The organism is Scytonema sp. PRP1, assembly GCF_036697665.2.
Taxonomy (GTDB): Bacteria; Cyanobacteriota; Cyanobacteriia; order Cyanobacteriales; family Nostocaceae; genus Kalymmatonema; species Kalymmatonema gypsitolerans.
This window is the reverse complement of the sequence record NZ_JBAHYJ020000089.1, coordinates 127,880-149,294: the sequence shown is the minus strand read 5'-3', so window position 1 is coordinate 149,294 and position 21,415 is coordinate 127,880. Positions and strand designations below refer to the sequence as shown.

Sequence of the window (21,415 nt, the reverse complement as noted above, 5' to 3'; positions counted from 1 at the left end):
CTAGACCGACAATCTTAATTGACGTTACTTGCTCAATAAATGTTCCAGCAAGATAAATACTTCGTATTTATATCGGTTCAAGCAAACAGACGCTATTTCTCTTGATTGTGATAGCTTTTTTCCCTAAGGAGAGAGGAACTGAGGGCTTCGCCGTGAACGCTCAGCCGAACGGAGTGAGAGAGGGAAGTGTTTCTTCCATTCATAATGCGTGGCTCGCCGCCCGTCGGGTGTATTTGCGCTATCGGACAAACCAATTGGTAACTTGTATTAATCAAGATGTGCCGACTTACTTTCACGGCACGGCAACGGAATCGCTTACCAGTAGTCGTTATGCAACTGGACAGAGGCTTATCAGACACCAATGTAGATCAAGCAAACCAAAACTATTACACCAGAAAACTTGCACACAAATTGGCGATTCGTCGCCCACCCCATCACTCATCTGATTGAAATCAAATATTGTTTTCTTGTGGGACTCCTCCGAGCCCAAAACATTCATCCCACCCTGCACTTCGTGTCAGGCGTGGGATGAATTTTTGTTTTAGCTAAATGAAACATATTTATTTGTGCGGATATTGTGTGTTCTTCTTAAGAAGACCTTCCTTAGATAAAACTATCCGCTCCTACTCAGATCAGTTGATCTAAGTGGGAGCGGTCTAGCGGGTCTTCAGGTTGCAACCAGACTGCCGGAAGGAACTCCGAGCTCGCCTAGCCACTTAGTCTAACTTAGTCTTACTAAAAGACTAAGGCTAGCTTCTAGAGAACAGCCCCGGCGCACAGCCGGCTAACTGCAACCTGATGACCCATGCATTTACTACTTTCTATCATGGGCATCACCTCCTTGTTGCCTAAACGGTCTTAGTCTCAAAAAGGCAGAGTTTTTAGCTCTGGGTTATTCACCTTCACTCAATATAACACATATTCATGATTTGTCATTAGTACAAGAACAAATAACAAAAAACCCCGCCATTCGGCGGGGAAAACTTAGCTATGAAACGCTAGGAATAGGAAGACTATACAAAGCGTTACCACGTGGTAGTACCTCTTCAGGGAATACAAATTTTTCGTGAGGCTGATCTTGAGGAGCCATCCAAGCGCGGATGCCCTCGTTCAACAAAATGTTCTTGGTATAGAAAGTTTCAAACTCTGGGTCTTCTGCCGCACGTAATTCTTGCGACACGAAGTCATATGCCCGCAGGTTGAGTGCCAAACCGACAATACCAACTGCACTCATCCACAAGCCTGTGACTGGCACAAACAACATGAAGAAGTGTAACCAGCGCTTGTTGGAGAAGGCAATCCCGAAGATCTGTGACCAGAAACGGTTTGCCGTCACCATTGAGTAGGTTTCTTCGGCTTGGGTGGGGTTGAAGGCGCGGAAGGTGTTGGCTGCATCGCCGTCTTCAAACAAGGTGTTTTCTACTGTTGCACCGTGGATGGCACACAGCAGCGCTCCACCAAGTACACCCGCTACTCCCATCATGTGGAAGGGGTTGAGTGTCCAGTTGTGGAAGCCTTGCAAGAACAACAGGAAGCGGAAAATTGCTGCCACTCCAAAGCTGGGGGCGAAGAACCACGAAGACTGTCCCAAGGGGTACATCAAGAAGACGCTGACGAATACCGCAATTGGTGCAGAAAACGCTATAGCGTTGTAAGGACGAATCCCTACCAAACGTGCGATTTCAAACTGCCGCAGCATGAAGCCAATCAGACCAAAGGCTCCGTGCAGCGCCACGAATGGCCACAACCCGCCTAATTGGAACCAACGGGTCAAGTCCCCTTGTGCTTCTGGTCCCCACAACAGCAACAGTGAGTGTCCCATGCTGTCTGCTGGTGTAGATACAGCTACTGTTAGGAAGTTGCAGCCTTCCAGGTACGATGAGGCTAAGCCGTGCGTATACCAGCTTGTCACAAACGTCGTACCGGTCAGCCAACCGCCAAGTGCTAGAAAGGCGCAGGGGAATAGTAATATTCCTGACCAACCTACAAACACGAAACGGTCACGCTTTAACCAGTCGTCTAATACGTCAAACCACCCTCTGCTACTAGGGGCGCGTCCAACTGCGATGGTCATTACAACAAATCTCCAAACTTTTATAATTACAGGTTTCCGGTTTCTCTATTCTAAGACTGACATTTGACTGTCTGCTTAAAACAGAAAGTTAACTGGGTTGTCAATCCAGTTTACAATTATTTACCGACTTTAATATATTCTAGGTAAGATTCTGTAATTTTTCCAGTGTATTTTTAATTTCTTTAACTAAATATATATAAATACGTCTAAATGTACGTTTTTAGGGAACTAATCCGGGTTGGCTGCTTGTCTATCTATGGCACTTGGTGCGACGCTACTTTAAACAGGTGCTGCTTCGAGCAACGCACTGCCTCTGCTACTTCCAACTTAGACTTGCGAGCTAACATTAAAATGAGTTCTACAGTTAAATTTGATTAAGGCTAAATGTTTACCATCGACTTAACCCTAAGAAACACAGCTTTCCCTATATCCATAGAACGTAAGTCAGCTGAGGATGCCCAGGAGATTTATCAGCACATTTTGACAGCGATCCGCTCTGGCAACCCTGATATTGTGGAATTAGAGAGCGAAGGCAAGACAGAGAAAAAAGTTGCCGTACGCGCCAGTGAAATTTCTGGGGTGCAGCTGACTCAGAAAGATGGTTCAGCCGCTGGAGCTGGCAGACCACCTGGTTTCTTCGCTATAGGTGCTGAGTAACCATCTGGTAGTGTACTCATGGCGGAACTAGGTATTGAGGTCAAGGATTTAAACTTTAGCTGGTCGTCGGGAGAGAATGTTATAAAGTCTTGCTCTCTAGAAGTCCCCAGGGGTGAATTTTGGATGCTCTTGGGTACAAACGGCTCAGGCAAATCCACGTTACTCAGACTGCTGGCGGGGCTATTAACTCCCCAGTCTGGTGAAATTGGACTTTTGCATCCTGTGGGCTTTGTCTTCCAAAATCCTGACCATCAACTGGTGATGCCAACAGTTGGTGCTGATGTGGCTTTTGGGCTGGTGGAGGAAAAACTGCCACCAGCTGCTGTCAGAGATCGCGTTGAGGAGGCGCTAGGGGCGGTAAATTTACTATCACTGCAAAAACGTCCGATCTACGCTTTGAGTGGTGGACAGAAACAACGGGTGGCGATCGCTGGCGCTTTAGCCCGTCGCTGTGAAGTCTTATTGTTAGATGAACCGACTGCTTTACTCGATCCAGATAGTCAATTGGAATTAGTAGCTGCTGTCCGCCGCCTAGTCAAAAGCCGGGGTATTACAGCCCTCTGGGTAACCCATCGCTTAGACGAGTTGAATTACTGTGACGGTGCTTTACTACTAGAAAGGGGTTCTTTAGTGGATCGGGGTGAACCGCAGCGCCTCAAACGACGCCTGATGGAATTGCACGACGAAAGTTCACCAAACTTAGGGGTGTAAGTCAAGAAAAGTCAAAAGTTAAAAGTTAAAAGTTAAAAGTTAAAAGTTAAAAAAATTCTTTTGACTTTTGAGAGCCAGTCACCTGCAGGAAGGTAACCCTCCTGCAGGTGACTTTTTGATCGGCTTGTTGTTTTTGGCTTCTTGCCTACAGCCCTTATATGCCTTTTTTTTTGTAACATAGTGTTACAAGGAATGATTGAATTACTATAAATCTTATGAATGAATTTTGTTAACTTTAGAAAATTGTGATTCAACATCATGTCCCGTTTCTCACCTCAAGCCGTTTTGCTTGTGGACGGCTACAACATCATCGGCGCTTGGTCTTGCTTGAAAAAAACCCGTGATACTGCCGGACTAGAGGCAGCACGTTACGAACTGATTGAAGCTTTAACCAGCTACAGTGCGTTTGCGGGTTATGACACTCAAATTGTGTTCGATGCCCAATATCAAAATACCTGTAGCAACAGAGAAATTATTACTGAGCTTTTATCAGTTCATTTTACAGACTTCGGGCAAACAGCAGACACTTACATTGAAAAAGTCTGTGCATCTTTACGCTCAACAATCGCCCAATCTCTTATTTCTCGCATGATTGTTGCCACCTCAGACCGACCGCAGCAGTTGATGGTACAGGGTTACGGGGCTGAATGGATGTCAGCGCACCAACTGTGTTATGAGGTACAAGCAAGCGTTTGTCGGGCGCGGCAAAAATATAAATCGGGAAAACAATCCAACACAAGGTTTTTAGCTAATTCTATCGATGCTAAGGCACGTCAGCGTTTAGCTGAATTGCGGATGGGTAAATAGTGCTGAATTAAATAGTGCTCAATTTTGAGTAGTGAAGTCCCCAGTAGAACGTTTCTGTGACAGCGTTGAAAACTTTGTTTGCAGTGTCCTCGTAATCGTTGAGAGGAAGTATGAACCGCAAAGGCATGCAAATACTAGTGTTTCGCCTATCCCAAAAATAAATTCCAAAAAAGTTTCCAAAAGTACTTGCCATATCCTACTTTTAGCCTTACTATAAGAAATCGGAGCGTTCCTCAGTAGCTCAGTGGTAGAGCGATCGACTGTTAATCGATTGGTCGCTGGTTCGAATCCAGCCTGGGGAGTTAAACAAACAAGAAAATAAAGTGCTGAGAAATTTGCAGTCTGAAACAGTGGACTAGCAGGTTAAACCAGTGAACAGTACCAGCCGCAGTGACTCACTGATGACTGATAACAGTTAACTGATAACTGATGACTGATAACAGTTAACTGATAACTGTTAACTGTTAATCAGCCCAGTGCTTAGCCCGTTCTACTGCCTTTTGCCAAGTAGCGAATTCCAAAGCGTGATTTCTTCCCACACCAGGCTCAAACACGCGATCAATTTGTCGTTGCCGTACTAGTGCCGCATAGCTATCCCAAAATCCTGCCGCAAGCCCTGCGGCAAATGCGATACCTTGCACAGTCATCTCGCGCATCACAGGACGTTCAACTGGAATTCCCAATACATCTGCTTGGAACTGCATGAGGAAGTTGTTCTCGCAAGCACCACCGTCCACGCTCAGCCGTTCAATGGAAATACTGTTGGATGCATTAATTGCCTGCACGACTTCTTGAACCTGGTAAGCCACTGCCTCAAGTACGGCGCGTACCAAATGCTCGCGTTGTACCATTGCGGTAATGCCGAAAAACGCTCCCCTAGCTGTCATATCCCAATGAGGTGCGCCCAGTCCACTAAATGCAGGCACAAAGTAAACCCCACCATTATCTGCAACTCGATTGGCGATCGCCTCAGTTTCAGCAGCAGTTGCAATCAGCTTGATGCCATCACGCAACCACTGGATGCACGCTCCACTAGTAAAGATGCTGCCTTCTAATGCATATCCCACATCCAAACTACCATCGCTATTTGCTTGAGTCCATGCCAGGGTACTTAAGAGTTGATGCTGGGAACGCACGATTTCAGAGCCAGTGTGAGCAACCAAAAAGCTTCCGGTGCCGTAGGTGCATTTCATTAAACCTGGCTCATTGCAGCCATGTCCAAACAAAGCTGCCTGTTGATCTCCTAAAATGGCAGTGATGGGAATTTCAACGCCTAATAAGCTCGCATCAGTCACTCCAAAGGTTCCCAAGCTAGGCTGAATATGCGGCAAGATATGAGCAGGAATCTTAAACAGATTTAACAGTGTCTCATCCCACTCACACGTTGCCAGATTCATCAACATCGTACGGCTGGCGTTGCTGTGATCAGTGGCATGAACTTTACCACCCGTTAGATTCCACAGCACCCAAGTATCAATTGTCCCAGCTAAGACGTTTTTCAGGTCAACGCCTGCAAAATGCTCTAATAGGCATGATAGCTTTGTGGCTGAAAAGTAGGCATCGATGATCAGCCCAGTGCGATCGTAAATCTCCTGAGCATATTCTTGTTGCAACTGATGGCAAAGGGGAGCAGTGCGGCGATCTTGCCATACAATCGCCCGATGGAGGGGTTGCCCAGTGGTTTTATCCCAAATCAAGCAAGTTTCGCGCTGCACCGTTAGCCCGATCGCAACAATTTCATCGGGGGCAATTTGGGCATTTTGAATTGCAGTTTGCATAACCCAGCAAGTAGCCTGCCAGATTTCCACAGGGTCATGCTCTACCCATCCAGGCTGAGGATAGTATTGTGTCAGTTCTTTATATGCCTGAGCGACAATCTTGCCGTCTGCGTTAAACACAAAGGCACGGTTGCCTGTTGTACCCAAATCCAATGCTAGGATGTAGCCCGATTCTTGCATAGAAATTGAGAGAATATTCCTGTGATAATAGCTTAAATTAACGACTCATGGCAAAGTCCCAATCGTAATACCATTTCACGTTAATCGCGACACATTGAAATTCTGTAAAGACGCGCCACCTCTCGTCTCTACACTACCGATTTGTATCATCCTTTTCGTAAAATGCTATAAGGTGGGCATTGCCCATAAAAGTCTATGTGATTGACTTTTGAGATATTAATGAGCAATGCCCTCCCTACAAAAAACCGCTGTAAACTAACAACCAATGACAAAGCCCCAAGGCGCAAGGCACAAGGGGCTTTTGTATCACTATTGAAGGGCGATCATTGCCGATCTTCCCTGAGTGTTCTTACTTTTTACCTGGTGTTGTTCTGGGCGTAGCTGTAGGTGAAGCTGTGGGTGTAGGCGCGCCTGTATAAGGTGTAGTTGAACCTGGAGTAGGCGAGTCTGTAGATGTTGTCCCTGCAGCTCCAGGTGTGGTTGTCGTTGTGGGTTTGGTTGTCGTTGTGGGTTTGGCTGTCGTTGTGGGTTTGGCTGTCGTTGTGGGTTTGGCTGTCGTTGTGGGTTTGGCTGTCGTTGTGGGTTTGGCTGTCGTTGTGGGTTTAGTCGTTTGTGCTTGGGCTACTGATGAAAAGCTGGCAACAGGTAAAGCAAGTGCCATGCCAAAAATTAGGGAGGCTGTTATGGATCTAGCAAGTTTACTCATATTAACTGGTCACTCCTCTTTAGGATTTGAGTAAAAACTTCTCCCTGATTTTATACCTGATGTCGTCATAATAAACTAGTATTACGATATCTTTTCAAGGTAGTCTAATTAATACTTCCCCAGTGATAGCTATTACTATTTTCACCGTTTTGTTTTATGTTTGACTAACAGCAAGCCGATAGCTAAAACACTTATTCCTACAGCGTTACCTGGTTCTGGAACCGAACGGGTGAAACTGACATTATCAATAGATAAAGAGCCAGTTTCGCCTCTACCTAAAGTCTGAAAACTTCCTATTAATGAATCACCAGCCTCAACAACGACTCCAAAAAAACCATTTTTTGATAAAACATCAGAGGAACCGAAAACACCCCTAACGCTAAACAATTTATCAGCGTAATCTCCAGTCACTAAATTTCCAAAGTCAAAACCAAATCCCTCTATAGGAGTAGGGAAGGTGAATTCTTCAACACTCGTAGGGAAAGCTAAACCTACACGCAAAGCGCCTTGAGATACCTCTGCACCACCTAAAAAAAGATGAGCTATCTGGGCAAATATTTGATGATGAGTTCAACGAGTGCTTATGCGGTCATTGATGGTGTTACAGCTAGGGGAGAAAAAGGAAACTATAGTACGCAACGTGTAAAATTTAACTTTAATGCCTATAGTTAAGTTTTCGTTACATAGTTCTAAATTTTTTCGCCTACCTACTTATGTGAACAATACGGAATACATTTTATTGAAACCGAAGAAAGCTATACATCAAAAGCTAGTTTCCTAGACAATGATGTTCTACCTAAATTTGGCGCAAAACCCGATAGCGCAGCGTGCGCCGAAGGGCGCATAGGGTGGAAAAGTAGCGGTATTAGAACAAATCGCGGTTTGTTTAAAACTGGAATCGGGATGAAAATAAACGCAGACTGCAATGGCGCAGCCAATATCATCCGTAAAGTAGCGATGATGGCTAAGTTTGACTTAGCTGGAATCAGTAGAGGTTGTTTAAGTCAGCCTAAGAAAGTTCTTTTATGGACTCTTCAGAAATCTCAGTGTCTTTAGACCTGAGAAGCTTAAGAATCATTACTGTTTAGGACATTTAGCAGCAGTAGATCCTAAACCAGGGGTACGTGATGCATTGGAGACAAGTGTAACTTGACCTTTGCCGTTGAACACCCAACCAGTAGCAGGCACAATTGCAGCTACATGAGTGTCAGAGGGTGGGGGAGTGGTGACTTGGCCGCGCTGTGCTGTAATGTTAGGAAGGCGAGTATCAGACCAAACCACATCAGGGCTGAGGGGTTCGTAAGGGCTGGGGGGCAAACCGCCGCGTCCAGTGATGGTAAAACTACTACCTTCTGAATTAGCAAAGGCAGCACAGCCAGTGCCTACTAGTTGTGAGGGATCAACTGGAACTGTGGGCAGTTCCGGCAAGTTTAAGTTCGGTTCAACATCTGGTCTGTTGATATTCACGCTACCCGCCAAGCCAAATTGTGAGCTAGCATCTATGTCATTGGTTATTGGTCTTTCGTTTCGCTCCTCAATTCCGAAGATGCCAGAGGCTGTGATGTTAATTTCGCCACCTCGACCTCGAACGGCACTAGCAATAATGTCATTGTTTTGCCCAGGAACGGCAACCACAGAACCATTTCGAGCATCGATATTGATGTTTCCCCCGTTGGCATTGTTGAAAGCTTGGGCAGAAATCTGACTTCCATTTTGCATCAACAACAGGTTTAAGTTTCGTAGCGTGATATTCGCCGCTTCTTCTCCGGCGTTGGTTGTCGCAGTGATTTTTCCTCCGTCGAGGCGAAGGTCGTTAGCTGTAATGGTCAAGTTGCCAGCACGACCTTCACCTGTCCCGCTCACACTCACTTCTCCCCCATTTTTGACATTTAAATTACGGGTTGTAACTGTCAAGTTGCCAGCAGGACCTGAAGCTGTAGATGCAGCAGACAAGGTGCTGACCACTGGGAAAGAATTAATGCTTCCCTTGCCAATGACAGAGACAGAGTCCGCATTTTTTACAGTCAAAATTCCGCCGGAACCAGAACCAAAAGAGCCAGAGCGTACCAACCCTCCATTTTGAATCGTTAACTGCCTAACGTCCAAGGTTAGGGTTCCCCCTTGACCTGTGCCCTTATTATCAGCTGAGATTTTAGCTCCATTCTCGACTGTAAGCAACGTAGTATTAATATTGAGATTTCCGACATTACCCGTAGTTGTTGGCTCCTCAGCAGAAACAAAAAAGCCACTGCTACCCCTATCGAGAGTAGCCGTTGGTGAAAACCCACTCAGTTGAATCGAATCGGCGTTTATGGTCAAATTCCCACCATTTCCCTTTTTCCAGGTAGCTGCGGATATCTGTCCTCCATCCTTGGCAGTTAGCCGTTGAGTTTGAATGATCACATTTCCAGCATTACCTGTATTTTCTATGTCGCTCCTTCCGGCTTGAGAAAAAATGCCACTCGTGGGAAGGAATTTTCCTCCTTCAATTGGTGTTTTCCCTGTCCCCACCAGTTCTATGTCAGTTGCTGTTACTCGTATATCCCCGGTTTGACCCGCCCCAAATGTTGAAGCCGATATGCGTGCTCCATCTCGGATTGTCAGTCGTCCTGTTTCAACAGTCAGGTTTCCACCGTTCCCTGTAGCGTCTTCTAGGACTTGTCCAGACAAGTTACTGAATTGCTGACCATCGGCTGTTGTTCCTGATAGTTCTACAGAATCAGTTGCTTTCACTAGTAAATCCCCAGCTTTACCCGAACCAACACTAGGAGTTCGTATAGATGCACCATCTGTAACTGTTAGCTTCCTAGTTGTGATTGTTAAGTTGCCAGCAGACCCAGTACCTTGAGTCTCAGTGACTAAACTAGTGTCACCTCCACTCAAGTTGACAGACTCAGCAGCGTTTACTGTTAGATTTCCTCCTGTGCCTGCACCTGAGTCGGGAGTATTAGTAAAAATTTCAGCAGCTTGGCTAAGGTTGACGTTCCTGCCCTGTACTTGAATACCGCCGTCACCTTCACTTATAGTATTAACGAAAGCGCCACCAGAGAGATCAATATCCTGAAAGTTCTGCACGCCCGAATATCCCAAAACGTAGTAGCCTTGTGGGCTTACAGTTAGAGTTACCGAACCCGTCCCAACGCTACCTAGCTCAATTCTTCCATCTGCTGTTAAACTACCACCCTCTAGGGATACATCACCGCCTACCAGCGCCAAAGTTTTCCCGGCGGGGACTTGCAGACCAACAGTAAAGCCAGAACTATCGACTGCTTGGGATTGATTAACAATCCCTTTAGGATTTGAGCCAAATTGCAGCCCAAGAGGAACACTTATCGTTAACAGAGGGGGAGCTTGAGGATTGGTCGCGCTAAATTCTGTGCCATCGGCAAATCTCAGACTGTCCGCTGTACTCGCTACAAACGAACCCCCAATTTGCAATCTAGCATTTGGTCCAAAAACGATGCCACTGGGGTTGATAAGAAACAAATTGGCTTTATCCATGGCTTGGATTAAACCATCAATATTAGAGATAGAGCCACCCGTTACCCTGCTAATGATGTTCACAATGTCACTAGCATTGTTAAACTTAGCAGTTTCGCCAGCGCGGATAGAAAACTGTTGAAAACTGTGGAACAGATTGCTTCCCTTTTGAGTTCCCTCAGTGATCTCGAAGGTCTTACCAGAGGGTGTAACGATTGTATTAACGGTTGTATCTGGGACGATTTGTGCTGTTACGGGGTAGGAGGCTAACAGCCAAAACAAGGCACTTCCAGTAAAAGTCGAGAATCGGAATGGGCAGAGTTTCATAAGCTGAATTTTCACCATTCTTAAAACCTATGTTATTTAATGGTTTGAATAAATCCGATAGCTTGGTATAAGCCCGTTGCTATCCCGATTTTCCTGGTAAACATTATGCTTGGGTAGGTCAACACCCACAATCACTTTTTAGCAGGATACTAAGCTGCTGACTGGGGAAATTGCAAGAATTCGCTAATTAACTTTATAAAAATAAAAAATTAGATTTTGTATGGTATTATTAAGAATTATTAAAAAATTGGCGTTGCTAAATTGGACCATGAAATATGATTGTAGTACGATGTTCAATTTCCAGCAAATCCCTGTAGAGACGTTGCATGCAACGTCTCTACATCAATGAGAATTTTGAAACTCATATTTTGATATCAGGTTCGGTTGATTACTTCTCATTGCTGAAGAACCCCACCCCCGTAAAGCTACGCTTCACGTCCCCTCCCCGCTTGCGGGGAGGGGATAAAGGGGAGCCAGCGCTGCAGTCCTTGTTTCCCGACAGCAGGCGACTGGCGTGTGGGGTGCAGTCAACGTGGGAATCATAACTAATTAGCCGAACATGATATGATTCAGCAATGCCAAAATTCTGCCCTCGCTCTCATCCCCCGGTGTAGGAATGGAACCGGGGGACTTCCCGCGAGGATTGTTAACTAGTTCGCGGAAGTCCCCACCGTTCGGCTGAGCGCTCACGGCGAAGCCCTCAACGTACTCGTAGGGTGGGGTAGTGATTGCGTGAGATGACGAATCACCCCTTTTTCAGCGAAGCAAAAAGGGGTACTTCACATTCAGATCTTGCACCCAACAAGAGCCAGAGGCTCTATATTTCGTTACCAGGTTGAACCTGGTAACGAGGGTTTGGAGGCTGAGCCTCCTCACTGTTGCAAGTGTTGCAAGATCTCAATTAAACAGACTTCTTCAAACGCTTGTTGCGCTTCAGCAGTGTTATGGCACCCAAAGTTCCTACGCCAAGCAAACTAGCTGTAGCAGTAGGTTCGGGGACTGTGGCAAAGGTTAAGCTTCGTCTGTCAGCCTGTTCGTTGCTTGCCAGAAATCTTGCTATATTTTGTTCTGGAAGAACATCGGGACGACTTACCACTGCTTGTACCTGACCTGATAGTAAAATCTCATCTAAACCGGATAGCGAATTAATTAGACTCGGATCATTGGATGGAATGAACAAAGTCAATGTTGTAGGGGTGTCGGGAAACGTAGCATCAAACCTTAACCAGTCATTGTTAAAAGTACCACCAGGCACGATATCTCTGTTAAATCCAATGTTGTCGCCGTCAAAGTCTGGAATTCTGGGTAATACATCACTAGTACTAGGATCTATCGTAAGTGTAGATGTCGTCAGAGTTCCAGATTCACGAAATAGGTCGAGATTGTCGTCGTAGCTATCAATTTCAAAGTCTTGAATAGCTCCAGGGAACTTTCCTACGTTGAGGTCTGGTTCAGTATTCTGAACAGAGGTATCCAAAACAAACTTAATAGCACGAACGTTTGCCTGTACATTCGGCGGCTCGTCAGCTATCAATTTCGATGCTGAGCGGCGAGATCGCCCTGGTTGCGCTTGAGCTTGATCGCTTGTCACTTGCGCTTGAGCTTGATCGCTTGTTTGCGCTTGAGCGATCGCCGGAAATAGACAAGTTGCAACCCCGATAACTGCAGCAACGGCTGTCGTCTTTGTTAAGTTTTGTCTCATTTTATTCAAACTCATCGAAGACTTGTTTTCATTGCATCCTTTACCAATAGCTTGGTACAAGCCAGTTGCTGTGACGACTTTCTTGGTAAACATTGTGCCTTTGCAGGTTAGCACCCACATATTAACTTCTCAGGGTGAATACTATGCTGTTGAGTCCAGAAATTACAAGAATGGGCTGATTAACTTTATGAAAATATTATATTTAATATAGTATATTTACTTTGTATTCAAATTTTAAGTATATAAAATTACATTATATTTCTGCAAGCCGAATTCTCAATTAGTCCTCATACCAGGCAGAAACTTCTCATTTCTGGATCATAGCTGAAGCTTGAGGGACTGAAATTTTAACGAATTCAGTCTCTAGACTGATGAATCAATACGCTCTTACCACATTCTAGAAAAAAGACATTGCACTTCTCTGCTTTGCAAGAATGTTTTCTATTCTAGTCCTATTAGCGTAAATTTAGAAACTGGATATGCGAAATTTATTTCGTGGCTATTATAAACCTACGGCGGAAGAATTATCTGAAATTTGGAAAAATTGTATTTTTTCTTTTGATACGAATGTTTTATTACACATTTACTGTTATACGCCAGAAACGCGAGCAAGATTTTTTGAAATTCTGACTCGGCTACAAGAAAGAATTTGGATACCTTATCAAGTGGGTTATGAGTACCAAAAGAATCGAGTCTATGTTATAGAAAGGTATGTGAAAGCATATGAAAGAATCGAGAAAAGTTTAAATGAAAAACTTCAAGACATAAGAAATGATTTTCAGGAATACAAACGGCATCCATTTATCAATACTCAGGAAATTTTAGAAGATATTGAACAAGTCATAGAAAAAGTGATATCTCAAATTAGCATAGCTCAAGACCATCACCCGAATTATCTTGAATATGACGAACTACGAGAACAGCTATCTGATTTGTTTGAGGGTAAAGTTGGTCAGCCTTACACTGAAGAAGAACTAGAAAATATTTACTATCAGAAAGCTGAAAAACGATTCCAGTATCACAAGCCACCAGGATACAAAGATGCTAATAAACCTGTTCCCAAAAGCTATGGTGATGTGATTCTTTGGTTTCAATTAATAGATTATGCCAAAGTTCAACAAAGACCGCTCATCTTTGTCACAGATGATAATAAAGAGGATTGGTGGTTAAAGTATAAGGGAGAAACACTGGAACCAAGACCGGATTTAATTCAAGAAATTATATCTGAAGTTGGGAACGATAAATTTCAATTTTATATGTATCATAGCGACCAATTTTTAGATTACGCTGAGAAGTTTCTTGAGTTGCCAGTTCAGCCGCAAGTTGTTCAAGAAGTTAGAGAAATAGTACTTCAGAGAACAGTTAATAAGCGAATAGCAGTTGAGTCAGAGTATCTGCGTAGTGTTGGATATGATGAGTTGAATCAAGTTCTGGAAATTGAGTTTCAAAAGGGAGAAATCTATCAGTATAAAGACGTTCCTGCTACAGTTTACGCAGGGTTAATGAGTGCTCCATCACATGGCAAGTATTTCAATGCCAACATTAAAGATGTTTACCCCTACCATAAGGTAAGTTAACGTGAGTTCGATGTATCCTGATTTGACCCCTCTCCAAACCTCTCCCCTACAAGGGGAGAGGCTTAAAAATCCCATTTTTACTTAGCTCCTCCCTCTCCTTGTAGGAGAGGGAGGTTGGGTGGGAGAGGTTCTGAGAACTCACGTTAAGTTAGCAATAGAATAGATAAGCTATGGGAGTCCTCTTAAAATGAACCGCCAAGGACACGGAGGACGCCAAGGAATGAGAGGAGAACGGAAAAAGTGAAACCTTTACGGGTAGTCGTCGTCGGTGGTGGCGCAGCTGGTTTTTTTGGTGCGATCTGCGCGCAGCGCAGCACCGAAGGTATCGCAGCAGCGGAAGCCAACCCCTACGCAAAAGTTACAATACTCGAAGCCAGTCGTGAAGTCCTGGCAAAAGTCCGTATTTCTGGTGGCGGACGCTGCAATGTCACTCAAGCTTGTTTTAACCCGTCAGAATTGGTACAAAATTATCCCAGAGGCGGGAAAGCTTTGCTGGGTGCGTTCACTCGCTTTCAAGCTAAGGATACAATAGCCTGGTTTGCGGCTCACGGAGTACCGCTGAAAACCGAAGCTGATGGAAGGATGTTTCCCATCACTGATAGTTCCGAAACTATCGTGAACTGTCTGATAAATACAGCAAAAGCAACTGGGGTAGAAATACGTACTGGGATATTTGTTGCTTCAGTGAAAATATCTAAAACTCAGAACTCTGAACACAGCACTGTGTTTGAAATTCTTCTTAAGTCGGGAGAAACTTTGGAGTGCGATCGCCTACTCCTTGCCACGGGTAGCAATCCTATTGGGTATAAAATAGCTCAGGCGTTGGGACATACAATTGAACCACCAGTCCCCTCTTTATTTACCTTCAACATTCGTGATGAAAAAGTTTTGAAGTTGGCTGGTGTGAGTGTCAACTCTGTGCGGTTACGCTTAAGCGTACCAGGAAAGCCCCAACTAGAACAAACCGGACCATTGCTCATTACCCATTGGGGTTTCAGTGGTCCATCTGTGCTAAAACTATCTGCTTGGGCTGCGAGAGTGTTGCATTCAAGCAATTATCAAGCAACTTTACAGATGAATTGGCTAGGCGATCTTAAGCCAGAAGAAGTCCGGGAAAAATTATTAGCAGTCAAAAATGAATGGGCGAAGCGGGCGATCGCATTGCATCGCGGCGTTGACTTACCTCACCGCCTCTGGCAGTATATTATTTTTCGTGCAGGTATCACTCCAGAAGACCGTTGGGCAGAATTATCCAATAAAACACTCAATCAGTTGGTACAAGAACTGACTCAAGGGCAATACCAAATCAAGGGCAAAGGAGTTTTTAAGGAAGAATTTGTCACCTGTGGCGGTGTTACCCTCAAGGAAGTCAACTTTAAAACAATGGAAAGTAAGTTAGTTCCAGGGCTTCACTTTGCTGGAGAGATTTTGGATATCGATGGTGTCACTGGCGGCTTTAACTTCCAAAGTGCTTGGACAACCGGATATTTAGCAGGGTTAGCAATGGTGCGGCAAGAAAACTTAACTATTTGAGTCCCTTCAATCGCAACGTCATCCCTATAACTGCTTCCCCAACTGCATAAGTTCATTTTTCTGAAAATTATTTAACAATAGAGACAACTGACAAAACCAACACACAACTGAGGATGTGATGACTCAATACGATTATGTGGTCATTGGTGCTGGCTCGGCGGGCTGTGTGGTCGCCAATCGTTTGACGGAAGATGGTGAAACAACTGTGTTGTTGCTCGAAGCTGGTAGTCCGGATACCAAACCAGAGATCCACATTCCTACACACTGGACGCAACTATGGGGCACGGAGGTGGATTGGGCATATTTCACTGAAGAAGAACCGTATCTCAATGGGCGCAAAATTTATTGTCCGCGTGGCAAAGTCCTGGGTGGCAGCAGTTCGATCAACGCCATGATCTATATCCGAGGCAACCGTTACGATTTCAACCACTGGCAGGAATTAGGCAATCCGGGTTGGAGTTACCAAGATGTGTTGCCATACTTTAAAAAATCTGAGAACCAGCAGCGTGGTGCGTCCCAATTCCACGGTGTTGATGGACCATTGAACGTGGCTGATGCAGTTGCTCCTAGTTTAGTATCACAACGCTTTGTGGAAGCAGCCGTAGCAACGGGCTACGATCGCAATCCTGACTTCAATGGAGCGATTCAGGATGGCGCGGGAATTTTTCAGCTTACTTTCAAAGAAGGCAAACGGCAAAGTACTGCTGTTGCGTTCCTGCATCCAATTTTACACCGCCCAAATTTGATAACCCAAACTGGAGCATTGGTCACCCGTTTACTGTTTGAGGGGACACGCACAGTTGGAGTAGAGTATCTGCACAATGGAACGATACATCAATCCTTTGTGAACCAGGAAGTCATTCTTTCTGCTGGCGCGTTCGATTCACCGAAACTGCTGATGCTGTCTGGAATTGGCAATGCAGAAGATTTGCGTACATTAGGAATTTCCCCTGTCGTTGATTTACCTGGTGTGGGTCAAAATCTTCAAGACCACCTATATGTTAGTGTCGCCTACCTTGCCACTCAGGACGTGCAACCTGCGCCAACCAGCAACATTGGGGAAGCTGGGTTATTCCTACATACTGAGAAGAAATTAGACGCTGCGCCAAATTTACAGTTTCACTTTGGTCCAGTCTTGTGGGTACAACCTGAGTTTGCTCGCACGGGTTCGGGATTTTTCATTGCGCCATGTCTGCTTCATCCCCAGAGTCGCGGTAGTGTCAGCCTGCGTTCTTCTTCCCCTAAAGATTCGCCGAGAATCCGGATGAACTATCTTCAGAGTGAGGAAGACCTGCAAGTGCTAGTAGAAGGAATTAAAATTTCGCGAACTCTTGCTCATTCAGGAGCGTTTGATGAGTTCTTAGGTGAAGAAGTTGCTCCTGGTGTCAACGTGACAAGCGATGAAGACATCAAAGCTTACATTCGACAAGCCTGTGATACTATTTACCACCCTGTCGGCACCTGCAAGATGGGCACTGACCCAATGGCGGTGGTAGACCCCGAATTGCGGGTACATGGTGTTGAGGGCTTGCGTGTTGTGGATGCGTCGATTATGCCAACTCTCACTACGGGAAATACGAATGCACCCACAATTATGATTGGCGAAAAGGCAGCTGATTTGATTAAAGCCGCAGGTCGTGTTTCATATCAAGGATTGGAGTTAACGAAGCTGTGATGATGTGTCACCTCTTTTCGCTTGATAGCGTTATTGAAATTGAACAGGAAACTACTGGAAAAGGGGGTGGGATCAGCGAGCGTGTCATTTGCTGCCACTTAATTCTCAAAAGCTTTGTCATGGAAAGCTTCTAGAAAAAAACCTCACTGCGTGCTCTTTGGCGAAGGATTTGGCAGACTTAACACATTAGCAGGAAGCTGTACCATTTGAACCCTACTGATTTTTATAGGCTGAAACCCTTATGGCTACATTGCAAAACTCTGGATCAAATAGAGTAAAGGTCAATTGGCACAGCAGTAATGTACTACATAGTGCAAGATATGAGCGCCCCACGAGGGGGAAGTCAAAAGTCACGCATTCAAAAGTATTAAACCCCCTCGCAACAAATGAAAGAAGCACTTGCATTTTTCCATTTCTGAAACCCTTGCTATATAAGCATTAGAAAATGTGCATCTTAGGAGCGCCCCACGGGTAGCGATTGCAACCCGTTATGAATGAAAGAAACAGTTCCTCGAAGAGATGGATGCAGGTACATTTATAAGTGTCCTGACAGTTAAAACCGAGCGTTGACTGGTGTGAAAAATGCCCGATTAGGAGCGTGGTTCTGGGTTTAATGGTTATGACATTGGTGAAGGAAAATTTTCCTATCCCGTTTGAGAGATTATTTGCACGTTACCGACCCAGGCAGGACATCTTTGATTAATTATAAGGGTTGCAGCTATGAAATTGCCACCAAATCAAAGCAACAATCAGTCTGTACTGTGTGAAAAAGCAGCATCACATTGGGAGCAAATTAACCACAATGCTGCAGGCATTGACCTAGGTGGTGGAGAACATTGGGTCTGTGTTCCCCCAGATAGAACAGAAAAAAATGTCCGTCGATTTGGATGTTTCACCCCTGATTTAATTGCCATGACTGATTGGTTAATTGAATGTCAAGTGACAACCGTAGCAATGGAAGCTACGGGTGTCTACTGGATTCCGGTTTTTCAAATTCTAGAAGCAAAGGGTTTAGAAGTCAGATTGGTAAATGCTCACCATGTCAAAACAGTGCCTGGGCGCAAAACCGATGTCAATGACTGTCAATGGTTACAGCAGTTACACACATACGGTTTACTGTCTGGTTCTTTTCGCCCAGAAGACGAAGTTTGTGTCCTACGCAGTTATATCCGCCAACGAGACAGCCTAATTAAAAGTGCTAGTACCCATGTGCAGCGGATGCAAAAAGCGCTGATCCAGATGAATTTACATTTGCATAAAGTCATTAGTGATATTACTGGTTTAACGGGAATGGCTATTATTAGGGCGATTGTAGGCGGTGAGCAAGACCCACAAGTTTTAGCTACTCTTAAAGACCCCCGTATTAAAAGCAGTACAACAGAGATTGCCAAAGCTTTAACGGGGGATTATCGTCCAGAACATCTGTTTGTTTTGAAACAAGAATTGACCCTTTATGAAGTTTACCAACAAGAAATTGCTGCCCTTGACTCGGAAATTGAGAAATGCTTAGGTAATTTTCAGCCCAAGACTTCAGATCAACTTCCAACAACTAAAAAAAAACGCAGAAAAAAATCAACTGCTAATCACCCTGATTTCGATTTACGTAAATATCTTTACCGTATGGCTGGTGTAGATTTTACTCTAATTGATGGTGTTGATGCTTTAACTGTGCAGACAATTTTGTCGGAAGTTGGATTAGATCCAAAACGATTTCCGACAGCCAAGCATTTTACTTCTTGGTTGGGTTTATGTCCTGGTCAAAAAATCACTGGTGGTAAGGTCAAAAGTTCTCAAACTCGTCCGGTGGTAAATCGCGCCGCCAATGCTTTTCGGATGGCTGCTTTCTCCTTAACTCATAGCAATTCTGCTTTAGGGGGTTTTTATCGGCGATTACGTGCGCGTTTGGGTGCCCCTAAAGCTATTACTGCTACCGCACACAAACTCGCACGCTTATTCTACTTGATGTGGACGACTAGTGGACAGTATGCTGATCCTGGTATTGAGGTCTACGAGCAACAGCATCGCCAGCGCATGGTGAAAAATCTCGAGAAAAAAGCGCTGTCGTTAGGCTTTGAACTTGTTGCTCAATCTCCAGCCACCGAATGTGTTTCTTGAACACATCGATTGCTAGCAAGCCCGGAGCCTTACACATCTAAGCTCCACATTTTTTTGTCATTTTTAATACATCAGATTGACACGGCGGTGTTTCTTGATTTTGCTCCACCGACGGCGATCGCACCTGGGGAATCAGGGTGGGATGTCTGACGGTGTGCGATCGCCTCCTTTGCCTTTTGTGATCGGCACGAAGTGCCCGTCAAGGCTGATTGCAACCAGGGAAAACATCCCACCCACACCATCTCTTACAACCCTTGCTATATAAGACTTTGATAATGTGTTTCTTGAGAGCAGCCCCACGGGCGGCGCACCACCCGCTACGAATGAAAGAAACTATGAATGGATGGTCTGGAAAGCAGGTACATTTATTAGTGTCCTGACAGTTAAAACCGAAGGTTCAATAGTGCGATTGCCTGTTTAGGAGCATGGTTCTGGGGTTTTATGGCTACGACATTGGTGAAGGAAAAATCTTCCTATCCCGTTTGAAAGATTATTTGATGATTCCATCCCCAGGTCGGGACACTTTTAAATAATTATATCAGGGTTAGCAAGATGAAATTGCCATCCAACCAGCAAAGTAATCAGCCTGTAAACAAGGAAAAAGCTTCTTCACATTTGGAGCAAATTAATCATAACGCAGGGGGCATCGACTTGGGTGGTTTTGAACATTGGGTATGCGTTCCGACTGATAGAGTAGAAAAAAATGTGCGGCGATTTGGATGCTTTACTCCTGATTTAATAGCAATGGCTGATTGGTTAGTTGAGTGTGGAGTGACAACCGTGGCAATGGAAGCAACGGGCGTTTACTGGATTCCAGTATTTCAAATTTTAGAAGCAAGGGGTCTGGAAGTAAAACTCGTAAATGCTCACTATGTCAAAACCGTGCCAGGACGCAAAACTGATGTCAATGACTGTCAATGGTTACAGCAATTACATACCTACGGCTTATTATCAGGTTCGTTTCGTCCAGAGGACGAAGTTTGTGTTCTACGCAGTTACATCCGTCAAAGAGACAGTCTCATTAAAAGTGCTAGTACCCATGTACAGCGGATGCAAAAAGCACTGATTCAAATGAATTTGCACTTACACAAAGTCATTAGCGACATTACTGGTCTTACTGGAATGGCAATTATTAAAGCGATTGTTGCTGGAGAAAGAGATCCACAAAAGTTACTCCTGTCACGCTCGAAGATTACCTATTAACGAACCGCCAAGCCTGCCCTCGAGCGAAGCGAAGGGACGCCAAGAACGCCAAGGAAAAGATAAGTAATCTTGTACCGGGAAGGGAGTAGCTGCCCTGAAAGACCCTCGCATTAAAAGTAGCACAACAGAGATTGCTAAAGCTTTGACGGGAGATTATCGTCTGGAACATTTATTTGTCCTTAAGCAAGAATTCACCCTTTATGAGATTTACCAACAAGAGATTGCTGCTGTTGATAAGCAAATTGAGAAATGTCTAGCTGATTTTGAACCAAAAACTTTAGATGAACTTCCAACAACTAAAAAAAAACGCCGAAAAAAATCAACAGCTAATCACCCTGATTTTGATTTACGTAAATATCTTTACCGCATGGCAGGTGTAGATTTTACTCTCATTGATGGTCTGAATGCTTTGAGTGTTCAAACTATTTTATCTGAGGTGGGATTAGAACCAGGACGTTTTCCAACTGTCAAGCACTTTACCTCATGGCTGGGTTTGTGCCCTGGTCAAAAAATTACTGGTGGTAAAGTTAAAAGCTCTAAAACTCGCCCCGTTGTTAATCGTGCAGCTAACGCTTTCCGCATGGCAGCCTTGTCCCTGACCCAAAGTCGTTCTGCCTTGGGCGCTTTTTACAGACGCTTGCGTTCTCGTTTGGGTGCCCCCAAAGCTATTACCGCTTGTGCCCACAAGATAGCACGTATGTTCTACCGTATGTGGACTACAACAGGACTTTATACCGATCCTGGCATGGACTACTACGAGCAGAAATACAACGAGCAAGTCCTAAAAAATCTGAGGAACAAAGCTCATGCTCTTGGTCTTGAACTTGTCCCAATTTCTCCAGATATGCAAAATACTCCATCTTCTCCAACCCTTTCTACATAAGCCTTAT

General features: G+C 44.6%; 17 protein-coding genes, 1 tRNA gene and 1 pseudogene. 12 read left to right on the top strand and 7 right to left on the bottom strand.

What is annotated here, in order from left to right:
• The first annotated feature begins 276 nt into the window (after positions 1-276).
• Complete coding sequence (locus V5G28_RS24115) at positions 277-450, top strand: hypothetical protein (RefSeq protein ID WP_332989764.1); 174 nt, start codon at positions 277-279, stop codon at positions 448-450.
• Positions 451-988: 538 nt separating this feature from the next.
• On the opposite strand, the gene psbD is transcribed toward V5G28_RS24115, so the two are convergent.
• Entirely contained in the window at positions 989-2,074 is a 1,086-nt protein-coding gene (psbD, locus tag V5G28_RS24110) for a photosystem II D2 protein (photosystem q(a) protein) (RefSeq protein ID WP_336231312.1), read from the bottom strand.
• A gap of 384 nt (positions 2,075-2,458) precedes the next feature.
• On the opposite strand from psbD, the gene V5G28_RS24105 reads away from it, so the two are divergent.
• The 4 genes from V5G28_RS24105 to V5G28_RS24090 all read left to right on the top strand — a co-directional run bounded on the left by V5G28_RS24105 (position 2,459) and on the right by V5G28_RS24090 (position 4,551).
• Entirely contained in the window at positions 2,459-2,731 is a 273-nt protein-coding gene (locus V5G28_RS24105; RefSeq protein ID WP_336231311.1) for a hypothetical protein, read from the top strand.
• A gap of 18 nt (positions 2,732-2,749) precedes the next feature.
• Positions 2,750-3,442 (top strand): ABC transporter ATP-binding protein, encoded by a 693-nt coding sequence (locus V5G28_RS24100; RefSeq protein ID WP_332989760.1) that lies wholly within the window; start codon positions 2,750-2,752, stop codon positions 3,440-3,442.
• A 258-nt stretch (positions 3,443-3,700) separates the two neighbouring features.
• Positions 3,701-4,249, top strand: a complete 549-nt coding sequence (locus V5G28_RS24095; protein WP_332989759.1) for an NYN domain-containing protein — start codon at positions 3,701-3,703, stop codon at positions 4,247-4,249.
• 230 nt (positions 4,250-4,479) lie between these two features.
• Positions 4,480-4,551 (top strand) — tRNA-Asn (locus tag V5G28_RS24090).
• 162 nt (positions 4,552-4,713) lie between these two features.
• Here the strand turns inward: V5G28_RS24090 and glpK are convergent.
• Positions 4,714-6,207 (bottom strand): glycerol kinase GlpK, encoded by a 1,494-nt coding sequence (glpK, locus tag V5G28_RS24085; protein ID WP_332989757.1) that lies wholly within the window; start codon positions 6,205-6,207, stop codon positions 4,714-4,716.
• A gap of 476 nt (positions 6,208-6,683) precedes the next feature.
• On the opposite strand from glpK, the gene V5G28_RS24080 reads away from it, so the two are divergent.
• Positions 6,684-6,947 (top strand): hypothetical protein, encoded by a 264-nt coding sequence (locus tag V5G28_RS24080; RefSeq protein WP_332989755.1) that lies wholly within the window; start codon positions 6,684-6,686, stop codon positions 6,945-6,947.
• Positions 6,948-7,054: 107 nt separating this feature from the next.
• On the opposite strand, the gene V5G28_RS24075 is transcribed toward V5G28_RS24080, so the two are convergent.
• The 4 genes from V5G28_RS24075 to V5G28_RS24060 form a co-directional block, all read right to left on the bottom strand.
• Positions 7,055-7,414: a hypothetical protein gene (locus V5G28_RS24075; RefSeq protein ID WP_332989754.1), complete on the bottom strand. Its 360-nt coding sequence runs from the start codon at positions 7,412-7,414 to the stop codon at positions 7,055-7,057.
• Positions 7,415-7,990: 576 nt separating this feature from the next.
• Complete coding sequence (locus V5G28_RS24070) at positions 7,991-10,720, bottom strand: two-partner secretion domain-containing protein (RefSeq protein ID WP_332989752.1); 2,730 nt, start codon at positions 10,718-10,720, stop codon at positions 7,991-7,993.
• Between the two features lie 549 nt (positions 10,721-11,269).
• Positions 11,270-11,410 (bottom strand): hypothetical protein, encoded by a 141-nt coding sequence (locus tag V5G28_RS24065; protein ID WP_332989750.1) that lies wholly within the window; start codon positions 11,408-11,410, stop codon positions 11,270-11,272.
• 211 nt (positions 11,411-11,621) lie between these two features.
• Entirely contained in the window at positions 11,622-12,515 is an 894-nt protein-coding gene (locus tag V5G28_RS24060) for a PEP-CTERM sorting domain-containing protein (RefSeq protein ID WP_332989747.1), read from the bottom strand.
• 386 nt (positions 12,516-12,901) lie between these two features.
• On the opposite strand from V5G28_RS24060, the gene V5G28_RS24055 reads away from it, so the two are divergent.
• The 4 genes from V5G28_RS24055 (at position 12,902) to V5G28_RS24040 (ending at position 19,322) form a co-directional block, all read left to right on the top strand.
• Positions 12,902-13,999: a PIN-like domain-containing protein gene (locus V5G28_RS24055; RefSeq protein ID WP_332989745.1), complete on the top strand. Its 1,098-nt coding sequence runs from the start codon at positions 12,902-12,904 to the stop codon at positions 13,997-13,999.
• A 240-nt stretch (positions 14,000-14,239) separates the two neighbouring features.
• Positions 14,240-15,532, top strand: a complete 1,293-nt coding sequence (locus tag V5G28_RS24050; RefSeq protein ID WP_332989743.1) for an NAD(P)/FAD-dependent oxidoreductase — start codon at positions 14,240-14,242, stop codon at positions 15,530-15,532.
• Positions 15,533-15,650: 118 nt separating this feature from the next.
• Positions 15,651-17,207 (top strand): GMC family oxidoreductase, encoded by a 1,557-nt coding sequence (locus V5G28_RS24045; protein WP_332989741.1) that lies wholly within the window; start codon positions 15,651-15,653, stop codon positions 17,205-17,207.
• A gap of 720 nt (positions 17,208-17,927) precedes the next feature.
• Positions 17,928-19,322: an IS110 family transposase gene (locus V5G28_RS24040; protein WP_332987132.1), complete on the top strand. Its 1,395-nt coding sequence runs from the start codon at positions 17,928-17,930 to the stop codon at positions 19,320-19,322.
• A 71-nt stretch (positions 19,323-19,393) separates the two neighbouring features.
• Here the strand turns inward: V5G28_RS24040 and V5G28_RS24035 are convergent, their stop codons facing one another.
• Positions 19,394-19,525, bottom strand: coding sequence for a hypothetical protein (locus V5G28_RS24035; protein WP_336231310.1), 132 nt, complete (start codon positions 19,523-19,525; stop codon positions 19,394-19,396).
• 349 nt (positions 19,526-19,874) lie between these two features.
• On the opposite strand from V5G28_RS24035, the pseudogene V5G28_RS24030 reads away from it, so the two are divergent.
• Together V5G28_RS24030 and V5G28_RS24025 are read left to right on the top strand one after the other, a co-directional pair.
• Positions 19,875-20,495, top strand: a pseudogene (locus tag V5G28_RS24030) (IS110 family transposase); the annotation flags it as partial.
• A gap of 172 nt (positions 20,496-20,667) precedes the next feature.
• The gene (locus tag V5G28_RS24025) at positions 20,668-21,408 is read left to right on the top strand and encodes a transposase (RefSeq protein ID WP_332989739.1); all 741 of its coding nucleotides are present in this window, start codon (positions 20,668-20,670) and stop codon (positions 21,406-21,408) included.
• Positions 21,409-21,415: the final 7 nt, after the last annotated feature.

Excerpts from the sequence above, each read along its gene's own strand:
- V5G28_RS24115 (WP_332989764.1), top strand. The coding sequence starts at position 277 with ATGTGCCGACTTACTTTCACGGCACGGCAACGGAATCGCTTACCAGTA.
- psbD (WP_336231312.1), bottom strand. The coding sequence starts at position 2,074 with ATGACCATCGCAGTTGGACGCGCCCCTAGTAGCAGAGGGTGGTTTGAC.
- V5G28_RS24105 (WP_336231311.1), top strand. The coding sequence starts at position 2,459 with ATGTTTACCATCGACTTAACCCTAAGAAACACAGCTTTCCCTATATCC.
- V5G28_RS24100 (WP_332989760.1), top strand. The coding sequence starts at position 2,750 with ATGGCGGAACTAGGTATTGAGGTCAAGGATTTAAACTTTAGCTGGTCG.
- V5G28_RS24095 (WP_332989759.1), top strand. The coding sequence starts at position 3,701 with ATGTCCCGTTTCTCACCTCAAGCCGTTTTGCTTGTGGACGGCTACAAC.
- glpK (WP_332989757.1), bottom strand. The coding sequence starts at position 6,207 with ATGCAAGAATCGGGCTACATCCTAGCATTGGATTTGGGTACAACAGGC.
- V5G28_RS24070 (WP_332989752.1), bottom strand. The coding sequence starts at position 10,720 with ATGAAACTCTGCCCATTCCGATTCTCGACTTTTACTGGAAGTGCCTTG.
- V5G28_RS24060 (WP_332989747.1), bottom strand. The coding sequence starts at position 12,515 with ATGTTTACCAAGAAAGTCGTCACAGCAACTGGCTTGTACCAAGCTATT.
- V5G28_RS24055 (WP_332989745.1), top strand. The coding sequence starts at position 12,902 with ATGCGAAATTTATTTCGTGGCTATTATAAACCTACGGCGGAAGAATTA.
- V5G28_RS24045 (WP_332989741.1), top strand. The coding sequence starts at position 15,651 with ATGACTCAATACGATTATGTGGTCATTGGTGCTGGCTCGGCGGGCTGT.
- V5G28_RS24040 (WP_332987132.1), top strand. The coding sequence starts at position 17,928 with ATGAAATTGCCACCAAATCAAAGCAACAATCAGTCTGTACTGTGTGAA.